Raw genomic sequence first — 9,600 nt, forward strand, 5'->3', positions numbered from 1 at the left:
TAAAAAATTAATGAAGGAAATGCTCAATAGCATCTCCATATTTTATTTTATTCAAATTTTAAAGATAAGGCCATTTTGGCTGTTTCGTTAGGATCTGGAGATGAGAAATCAACTATTTTATTCAAATCATAATTTTCAACATAAGCTTTATATCTTGGTTCTCCAATATGATTGCCAGTATTTGCAGTAGTGGTATATATAACGACTCCATTTACAGTTTGAGTAGGTGCATTATCATATCTTTCTTTATATGTTGGTACAAAGCTTGTTTTAAATAAATCATTATCTAATGAATTATAGTTAAAAATATGTACATTATATCCAGTATCATTTTCATCAACAAACCAACTTACATATCCATAATCATCTGTTTCATTCTCGCTTAGTTCAAATTTTGTCACATTTGTTGTGTTAAATTTAATATTATCTATTTCAATAACATTATCCTGTGGCTCATTGCCAATTAGACCATCTAAAAATCCTGCACCAGCAGCACTTATTGAAGCAATGGCTGCCACTACAATCAGTGTTATCAGAAATACTTTTTTTATGTCCATTTTATAACCTCAATATTATTGTTAATTAATAATTTATCAACATTAGTATATATGGTATTTTATTTGTATTCCATTGATTTTGGAGTAAAAATCATAAAAAGTTCAATTGAAAATATAATATATTATACACATTAAGAAAATGTTAAATCAGCATATGTTAATAAAATATAATTCTCTAGACTTTTAAAGACATTATTTTTTTAGACAAAAACTTTTAATTAACCAATTGGCCCGTATTTTTCATGTGCTATCTGGTTATAATAATCTACTTTATCCTGATCAATGTTTCCATTTTCATCTAATACGGATTTGTCTGAATTAGGATCAGTTGAATACACAATTCCATCGTCTTCATAATCGTCACTATATGATGAATCATATTGGGAATTTGATGATTGTACCGAACTAGACTCATAATTGCCTGTTTCTATAGCCTCTTCAACAACAGTTAGATTTTGTAATGTGTAGGAAGTTTTATAATGTTCATCACCACTGAAACTAGCATTGACCGTATAGTTACCCGCACTAATGTTAAGTGTAAAGTTACCATTTCCTTTAGAGTCTGTTGTGACATTGATTGTTTTAGTATTGTTATTTGAATCAGTTAAATTAATATTAACAGTTTTATTCGCAATTCCAATATTACTTTCATTTGTTAATCTTAGAGTTAATACATCTTCATTTGTCAAATTATCATCACTGGTTATTGTTAAATTAGTTTTTTCATGAGAATCCTTCATGAAATAAACATTACCAATTAATATAATGCCAACGATTATTAACACTACCAATATTATCAAAATTCTTTTCTTATCCATAAAAAGAGTATGTTTTAGATGTTATTAAAATTAATGGAAAATATACAACGACCCATTAATATAGAGGTTCTTGAAGTTTAAGATTATCTAATAGATTCAAATCTATAAAAATTAAAAACCTTCAATATGAGTCAGTCCTTTCTAATCAAATCCTTTAATTCACTTATCTCATTCTTCAAGTCCTGATTTTCCCTGTGAAGCTCATCAAGATTTTCCTGCATTTTATCCAGCTTCTCAGAAATTTTTTCATCATCATCTTTTACAAGTCTGTCTATGAGATAGGAGGATATCGCTGCAGTGATTGTTGAGAATATGAATACCCCAACGATAATCAGGATTACGGTGATTAGCTTTTCCTGGAATGACTGGGGAGTCACATCACCATAACCAACTGTGGATAAGGTAACGATGACAAAGTAGAAGTCGTCAAACAGATTATATGTGGGCCCATATATCCAGAATAGAAAAGTGAAGATGATTATGGTAAAAATTATCCCGCCGAGAATCTTGTCGAGACTGCTTTTTTTAAGGAATAATGCCAAACCGTCAAAGAACCTGCTGAAAAGGACTATAATTCTGAGAAGTTTCAAAAGCCTGAGATACCTTAAAAGGATAGCTCCCGGAATGATTGACGGCAGAATCACATCAAATGGAATGGATGCAATCAAACTTACCCAGTTATCCCATTGCTTTAAAAAAACGGTTTTCGGACTGGACAAATAGAAATTTATAATCCATTCCGCCAAAAGGATCAAACATACGCAAAAGTCAAAAAACATTATCTGAACTGATGTTACATCTGAAATCGGAAACAGCATTCCATAAGTAATCAGGACAATATCAACTATAATAAGGACTTGTATTCCCAGCCATACTGCCATTGTCCTGTTGACTTCCATTCCACGAAATTTCATCAAAATAAGCTCCTTTTAAAATTTTTCATGATAGTATGTTAATATTTATCAATCATTTGATTTAAATAGTATACTATATAACAGAAGGTGAAAAAATGCATTATAAAAAAATGATATTTATATTATTGACAATCAGTCTAATCGCAATCAGCGGCCTTTCAGCTGTAGCTGCGATGGAAATACAGGGAGGGGCCTTTTCGACAGACGGTGGTCTGGAGGATTTGACCTACGCTTCCGTTGATGTTGGAAGCCAATATGCAGGAGACGAGGTCATCATACAAATCTGGTACTCACGTGACGGTTCCATACTCAACAACGGGAACATGGTTCCTATAACCGTGACATCCGACGGATTCGTCAATGTCAGAAGTGCGGATGCATACAGTCTGTTCCCTGACAATGCGAAAATCAACATCTATGACACAAACAATAATCTGTTGGCTTCAAAAGAGGTTCTCCTATCTGCCGGCAGTGGAATTCAGACCTTCGGCCTTGGAGACTATGATCACAGCTACATCTCAAGCTCAGCTTCATCAAGTGATTCAGGCTCATCATCAGATTCCGGTTCAGGTTCAGGCTCCGGCGGAAGCAGCTACCATTCCGGCACCTCAAGCAGTTATGTCGGAAACCTCGAAACAGGAAAATTCCATGCTCCGGGATGCGGCGATGTGGACAAGATGGACCCTTCAAACAAGGTGTTCTTCTCAAGCCGTGACGAGGCTGCAGGATCAGGATATTCCCCTTGTGGACACTGCAATCCTTAGTCAAAAGAGAGGTTAATATCCTCTCTTCAATGTTTTTTTTTGAAAATATCTTAACATAAACTACTTTTTACCTGTCAACTCTTTTATTTTAATTATAGCATGAAAAAAATTAAAATAATTTAATTTGTCGAAAAAAGACAAAAATCACTCATCATAAAGTTATGTTTAATATGTGTTTAAAAATTTAAAATGATATCCTGTTAGACCAAAATAAAACAGGAATCATTTATTAATTATCTTACAGACCCATTATTTATTATTAAAATACTCATCCTCATCATATTCCTGGTCCATCTGATACCAGTAACCCTCTTGAGTGTCTGGATCATACATCCTTTTGTATTCATGTCCATTTTCTGATTTTACAGGCTGGTCATGCAGATATGCCCAACCAGTATCTGTTTTTTGTGATTCATCCCACTTATCAACATACTCATCTGTACCGAATTCAGGTTCACTTTCTTCAGAGGAACTTGATTGAGTGGAGGTATCTTCACTATCATCAGCCAATGTTGCATTAATTACTTCTGTAGTTGCGTTTGTAGTATTGTTAATTTGAGTTGTCTGATTATTCTTATTATCTGTATCGCCATTCATGAAAAGACATATTGAACCAATCAAGATTATAATAATCACCAATAATGCAATAATGGCTATTTTCTCTTTTTTATTCATTACATCACCACTTCACCAATAATACCTAGTTTTCTAAGGAATCTATAATAAGTCCATATAAAGAATTCATATAAACAGTATATATTATGTGATTAATATAATTATATTAAAAGGTGATTATATGAAAATTATCTCATGGAATGTTAATGGAATCAAATCTTTGATAAAGACTGGACATTTTGAGGAAATATTTGCTGAAAAACCAGATATTTTATGTCTTCAAGAAGTTAAAAGTGCAGAAATACCTGAAGTTGAAAATTATTATTCCTATTTATTCCCATCACAAAAAGGCGTAAATTATAGTGGAACTGCCATTTATACAAAAATAAAGCCAGTTTCAGTTAAAAAAGGTTTGGGCATTAAGGAATTTGATGATGAAGGGAGAGTTATTAAACTTGAGTTTGAAAATTTCAATTTATTTAACATGTATGCACCTACAGGCGCCGGAGGAAATGAAGAATATAAGCATAAGACCGATTTTTATGATAAATTCACAGAGTATGTAAAAAAATCAAATAAACCTGTAATATTCTGTGGAGATTTTAATAGAATATCAACTGAACTTGATGCAAAAAACATCAAAAATATCAAGAATAAATCCGGATTCATGCCAGAAGAGGAAGCTTGGTTTAAAGAATTGTTATCAACAAAATATTTAGATGCATTCCGTGAATTTAATGACAAGGGAGATAACTTTACATGGTGGCCATATGCATGGGATTCCCGAACAAAAAATAATGGGTATAGATTCGATTATTTCATAGTTTCCAAAAGTTTTGAAAGTACATTAACAGATTCATATATCCTAAAAGACCAATTAGGTTCTGACCATGCCCCTATTGTTTTGGAATTGAACTCCTGCCAAGTATGCGGTACAGTCAACAACAACAATAATGAATTCTGTTACCATTGTGGAATTAAACTATCTGAACCTGAAGATGAAAATGAACAATCACGAGAGGAGAAATTAGAAATAGCTAAAGACAAGATAATCCTTCTGGATTTGAATTACACATTAATAGCCAACTCCAAAGAAATCTGGAACTATCCCATTGAGAAGAAAATCAAGTCACAGGAATATGAAAAAGATTTGATTGAGTTAATCAAGGACAACTACGTTATTTTAATAACTGCAAGTCCTTATAAAAGATCCCATAAAATATTAAGAGACATTAAGGAAAAAACCGGTTTTGAGCCTGATGAATCTTATTGGAACTTTGGTGGCCAGCCAACACAAATCAAAAAATATTGGATGGAAAATGAGGTTATACCACAGCATGGGGATGAAGCAGATAAATATCTGGCAATTGAATCCAATCCTGCAACCAGAAGAATGTATAAGAAATTGGGCATCGAGGCAAGACCGAAAAGCGATTTTATTTAAAAGGAGACAATTAAAATGAGTACAATTGAAATACAGCAAAAAGGAATCACAGAGTTGGATGTTGATGCAGTCGTGAATGCTGCAAACAGCGGGCTTCTGGAAGGAAGCGGAGTGTGCGGAGCGATATTCAGTGCGGCAGGTTCATATGAGCTTACAGAAGCATGCAGTGAAATAGGAGGATGTCCGACAGGCAGTGCAGTAATCACCCCCGGATTCAATCTCAAGGCAAAATACGTCATCCATGCCGTCGGCCCAATATGGAGCGGCGGAGACAACAACGAAGAGGAACTACTCTACAGTGCTTACGAACAATCATTAATTCTGGCAAAGGAGCATGACTGCAGCTCAATCGGTTTTCCTGTGATTTCATCAGGAATCTATGGCTATCCAAAAAGGCAGGCATGGCAGGTGGCAATCGGGGCATGCCAAGATTTCATCAATGACAATCCAGACTACCCAATCAGAATCATATTCGCCGTTTTAAGCGACAGCTCAAGGGAGCTTGGAGAGTCTGTAATTGAAGACATGCTCTGAATATATCAAAAATGCGGCAAAGCGGTTCAGCCAATGAATGATTCTATCAATTCGATGACCTCGGACTCCCTTTCAAGATAGGCGATATGGCCAGCACCCTCAACGATTTCCAATTCGGATGTCGGAAGGATTTCATGAAGCCTGATTGATTCTTCGGGAGGATTGATTCCGTCATATTCGCCGACCAGAAGCAAAACAGGTATCCTGACCCTATCGGCATCGCTTACCATATCATAATGGGCAAGTGAGGCATAGATGTTTTTCCTTTCCTCCTCGGTTAGCTCGACTTCGCTGCGGTTTCCCTTATAGAACTCGGCAACCTGTTCCATGGTTGTGTCCGGGGCATAAACCCTTCTTGAAATCATCCTTCCCATTTCCTTCAAGTCAATATCGGAATCTCCCTCGTTTTCCTCGGCGGCCTTCTGCATCAGTGAGATTTCACCCTGTCCCCTGCTTCCCAAAAGGACTATCCTTGAAAGGGCGTCAGGATACTTTTCTGCAGTCCTGAGGGCAACATATGATCCCATTGAAATGCCTATCACTATTGGCCTGTCCAGATTCAGCTCATTGATGATTCCATTCAAGTCATCCGCATAGTCATCCAAATCAAAGGATTCCAGCTTGTCGCTTTTTCCATGTCCCCTGACATCATATGAAAGCACATGATGGGTTTTGCTGAAGTGGTCGTAAAGAGGATTCATGATTTCCTTGCTTGCAAAGATTCCATGAATAAGGACCATGTCCTGACCTGTTCAGCCTGCTTTATTGACATTTCTATATTGTTTACTGTTATTCTTGATTCCATAATATGACTTCCCGCAATAATGTTTTGACGTTTATCCATGCTTTTTTATTGTCATCCGGATAATGCCTCATGCAAATTCACAAACAATTATATTTAAATTATCCTCACTTAAAATGTTTTTTCATTCGCTTTAATGATTGCATAGAAAGTTTTATATTGCACTAAAATAATATAACAATTGTTAATTTTTTGGTGATTCAATCCCAAAAGACAATATATGAAGTGATAAAAATGAGTTTCAATCTTAAGTTTAAGGAAATTGATGAGGAAAGGGAACAGAAAGGCGAAGAGTATACTATTAACGACCTGATAAAGGAGCTTGGACTGTCAGCCCAGACCGTGGTGGCAAAGCAGAACGGCGAGCTGGCAATCGAGGAAAGCGTCATAAATGACGGGGACGAAATAAGGCTGGTTCAAATCATATATGGAGGATAAGGCGATTTCATGACAGACAAGACATATAAGCTGCTCATTACAAAGGGAAACGACCCCGATGACCAATACGGTTTTTACAAGGAGAGAATCGACAGCCAGAATGACTTCTCATACATCGAATACAATACCGAAGACAACGACCTCACCGACGAGGTGTTTGAAGACGTGGACGTTATCGTGATGCTTTTTGGCCTCTACCACAACAATCAGGAGATGTTTGAGGAACTTTTCGAGAAATCAAAGGAATTTGGCGTTCCGGTGCTTCTGGTTCGCTTCTTCGGAATGGAATACATTCTGAAGGAACTGGAGGAGAGATCAGACGCTGTGGTAGGATGGAATCCCCACTGCATTGTGGATGCAATAGAAACCCTTGTTAATGGCAAGGACTGGGTAAAGCCATGCGACACAGGCGAAAAACCCTAACAATTGATACATCACCATTCAAAACAATGCCGAAGTTTCAAAAAGCTTAATGCTAATGACATAATGCCATCACCAGAAACCGGAACGATGATTTTGCATTCAATTTAATTAGTAGCAAAATCAATATTATAACAAGTGAGAATTAACCTATTTTGGAGATGAGATACATGACAGACGAAAACAGTGCAAACCGTATGAGCAAAAATGAGTATTACCTTGCAATCGCCCTTGCCGTTTCAAAAAGAAGCACCTGCCTGAAAAGACGCTACGGAGCGGTAATAGTGAACAACGACGAGATAGTCAGTACAGGATACAACGGAAATCCAAGGGGAGAGGAAAACTGCTGCGACAGGGGAAACTGCAAAAGGATGAACCTTCCGTCAAATTCAGGAAACTACAATGACTGCTTTTCAGTACATGCCGAACAGAATGCAATGCTGAGCGCAAGCAGAAATGAAATGATAGGCTCAACCATCTATCTTGCCGGAGAAAAGTACGATGACGGAGAATGGGTCGAAATAGATGATGCCGAACCTTGCCCTATATGCTCAAGGATGGTAAAGAACTCCGGAATCAACAGGATCGTCAGCCAGAAGGGCATCACCAACCTGCGGGAATAGCTTGAATCGAATGTTTCGACATTCATTCAATCAATAAACCCTATACCCTTTTTCAAGTTTCATATTTTTCAAGTCAAGGTCATAGACCGCATACCTGCCGTCACCCATATCAAAGCTAACGGTAACGTCAATCTCATCGGTGAATGTGAATCCGTAACCGCCGTAATCCAGCTTTGCACCATAACCTCCGGAACACTTGGTGAACTTAAAACCAGTCTCATTTTCAGTTTCCCTTACCAGTTTAGAGAATCTTCCATCTGAGAGGAGGTCATCATGGTTATGCACTATGCTGAAATCTTTAAAGGCAAGAGGCCCCATATATTGGGGATTGTATTCACACAGATATGTTGTCGTGAAAAACCTGTGTGGCTTTTCGAAAACGAAATCGATGCCGTAATCCATTGCCCTCTGGAAGCTGACCAGCCTGCAGTCATTTGACTTCATCAGCTTTACTGACTCTTCAACGAGTCTCTGCTTTCTGGCCTCATCGAAGACGAAGTGACCTATTGCATCATAGATTTCCTCGCCGAGCTCTTCGGGGGTCTTGGCGTTGAGATTTTCCAGGGGCTTTCCGCATTTCCCACAGCTTTCATGATAATAGGGATAAATCATGTCACAAGCCCTGCATATCTTTGCAGAACCCCTATTCTGCATGATTATTGTCACTGCACTTTTCACCCTGCCGCCGTGCATGTTTGCAATTCTGCAGCACAGCTCAATCACCCAGTCCCTGTTGAAGGGATTGTATGAAATCTGGGATCTTTCATGGTCACTCATTTCATTGTAGATTCTGAAGGCGGATTCAAGCATCATGAATGCATCCTCCTCGTGATTGAGTTTGAAAAAGTCGAATGAATTGGCATAGTCATTTTTGAATTCATCAACAAAAGTTCCTTGTGAATTTCCATCCCTATCTTTAAGATAACCCATATATCTTGTGTCAGGAACACCTATGTCGTTGCCGTCGCCGACGGGATCTCCAACCTGCCATTCTCTCATTCAATCACTCTCCAACAAGCAAAGATGCGGTTTGAAAAGCCACACCTGATGCACAAATCAGTTTAACAATAATGTTAAATGTATCATTCATGTGATATAAGAATTCCTACATCAACTGTATTGGGTTCTGGTTTTTCTATCAATAATTATACTATTTCGGATTGAATATATAAATGTTTTATTTGCTTATTTTGGAATAATATTTCATAATTGGTCTTATTTTATAGTTAATTATTTAGTGAAAATTGCAAAAAACATATGGGTTAAAGAAATAATTTTCAAGCCAAAAAATAGTGAAATGTGCAAAAAAAATAATCCAATAAAAAAAAAGAAAAAAAAGATGAAAAAATGAAGTTAATTATTCATCTCCAAATATTCCTTAATAACACTTAAAATACGTTTTTTATAATCATACAAATCAGAAACTTGTTTAATATCTACCTTATCACCAATTTTACCACCATTAGATGTTAAAGTGATTTTATCATAGAATTCAACACGTAAATGATTTGAAGTATTGAAATGCAAACGAACAATAGGGAAACGTTGATTATCATCAAATAAAATATTACAATAATGCTTCCTGTCCCTCAATGCAATACGGTTTACATCAGCAACTTCTGAAGCAATTGATTTAACGATGAAATAAGCTTCTTTTTCTAATTCGGTAGT

13 protein-coding genes are annotated in these 9,600 nt (G+C 36.6%); 6 read left to right on the plus strand and 7 right to left on the minus strand.

All coding sequences use genetic code 11. From position 1 onward, the window contains the following. Positions 1–47: 47 nt before the first annotated feature. The 3 genes from E7Z79_RS02410 to E7Z79_RS02420 all read right to left on the minus strand — a co-directional run bounded on the left by E7Z79_RS02410 (position 48) and on the right by E7Z79_RS02420 (position 2,289). The gene (locus tag E7Z79_RS02410) at positions 48–557 is read right to left on the minus strand and encodes a hypothetical protein (RefSeq protein WP_303738387.1); all 510 of its coding nucleotides are present in this window, start codon (positions 555–557) and stop codon (positions 48–50) included. A gap of 218 nt (positions 558–775) precedes the next feature. Beyond that, the gene (locus E7Z79_RS02415) at positions 776–1,375 is read right to left on the minus strand and encodes an Ig-like domain-containing protein (protein ID WP_303738388.1); all 600 of its coding nucleotides are present in this window, start codon (positions 1,373–1,375) and stop codon (positions 776–778) included. 131 nt (positions 1,376–1,506) lie between these two features. Continuing rightward, positions 1,507–2,289, minus strand: coding sequence for an ion channel (locus tag E7Z79_RS02420; RefSeq protein WP_303738399.1), 783 nt, complete (start codon positions 2,287–2,289; stop codon positions 1,507–1,509). 95 nt (positions 2,290–2,384) lie between these two features. Between E7Z79_RS02420 and E7Z79_RS02425 the strand changes: the two genes are divergently transcribed. Then, positions 2,385–3,053: an Ada metal-binding domain-containing protein gene (locus E7Z79_RS02425; RefSeq protein ID WP_303738389.1), complete on the plus strand. Its 669-nt coding sequence runs from the start codon at positions 2,385–2,387 to the stop codon at positions 3,051–3,053. A 249-nt stretch (positions 3,054–3,302) separates the two neighbouring features. Here the strand turns inward: E7Z79_RS02425 and E7Z79_RS02430 are convergent, their stop codons facing one another. Continuing rightward, on the minus strand, positions 3,303–3,728 hold the full coding sequence (locus tag E7Z79_RS02430) for a hypothetical protein (protein WP_303738390.1): 426 nt from the start codon (positions 3,726–3,728) through the stop codon (positions 3,303–3,305). Positions 3,729–3,849: 121 nt separating this feature from the next. Here E7Z79_RS02430 and E7Z79_RS02435 point away from each other — a divergent pair, with 121 nt between their 5' ends. Beyond that, complete coding sequence (locus E7Z79_RS02435) at positions 3,850–5,112, plus strand: exodeoxyribonuclease III (RefSeq protein WP_303738391.1); 1,263 nt, start codon at positions 3,850–3,852, stop codon at positions 5,110–5,112. A gap of 15 nt (positions 5,113–5,127) precedes the next feature. Then, complete coding sequence (locus E7Z79_RS02440; protein ID WP_303738392.1) at positions 5,128–5,646, plus strand: macro domain-containing protein; 519 nt, start codon at positions 5,128–5,130, stop codon at positions 5,644–5,646. A 26-nt stretch (positions 5,647–5,672) separates the two neighbouring features. On the opposite strand, the gene E7Z79_RS02445 is transcribed toward E7Z79_RS02440, so the two are convergent. Further along, a complete protein-coding gene (locus E7Z79_RS02445) occupies positions 5,673–6,386 on the minus strand; it encodes an alpha/beta fold hydrolase (RefSeq protein WP_303738393.1) in 714 nt (237 codons plus the stop codon). A gap of 296 nt (positions 6,387–6,682) precedes the next feature. On the opposite strand from E7Z79_RS02445, the gene E7Z79_RS02450 reads away from it, so the two are divergent. The 3 genes from E7Z79_RS02450 to E7Z79_RS02460 all read left to right on the plus strand — a co-directional run bounded on the left by E7Z79_RS02450 (position 6,683) and on the right by E7Z79_RS02460 (position 7,929). After that, on the plus strand, positions 6,683–6,886 hold the full coding sequence (locus tag E7Z79_RS02450) for a MoaD/ThiS family protein (RefSeq protein WP_303738394.1): 204 nt from the start codon (positions 6,683–6,685) through the stop codon (positions 6,884–6,886). Between the two features lie 9 nt (positions 6,887–6,895). Next, on the plus strand, positions 6,896–7,309 hold the full coding sequence (locus tag E7Z79_RS02455) for a nuclease (RefSeq protein ID WP_303738395.1): 414 nt from the start codon (positions 6,896–6,898) through the stop codon (positions 7,307–7,309). A gap of 167 nt (positions 7,310–7,476) precedes the next feature. Then, the gene (locus E7Z79_RS02460) at positions 7,477–7,929 is read left to right on the plus strand and encodes a dCMP deaminase family protein (protein ID WP_303738396.1); all 453 of its coding nucleotides are present in this window, start codon (positions 7,477–7,479) and stop codon (positions 7,927–7,929) included. Positions 7,930–7,959: 30 nt separating this feature from the next. Here the strand turns inward: E7Z79_RS02460 and E7Z79_RS02465 are convergent, their stop codons facing one another. Then, positions 7,960–8,928 carry a hypothetical protein gene (locus tag E7Z79_RS02465; protein ID WP_303738397.1) on the minus strand — a complete coding sequence of 323 codons (969 nt, stop codon included), beginning with the start codon at positions 8,926–8,928 and terminating at the stop codon, positions 7,960–7,962. Positions 8,929–9,282: 354 nt separating this feature from the next. Continuing rightward, a partial coding sequence (locus E7Z79_RS02470; protein WP_303738398.1) for a hypothetical protein occupies positions 9,283–9,600 on the minus strand: 318 nt, incomplete at its 5' end.

Origin of the sequence: Methanobrevibacter thaueri, assembly GCF_015062905.1 — an archaeon.
GTDB lineage: Archaea > Methanobacteriota > Methanobacteria > Methanobacteriales > Methanobacteriaceae > Methanocatella > Methanocatella thaueri_A.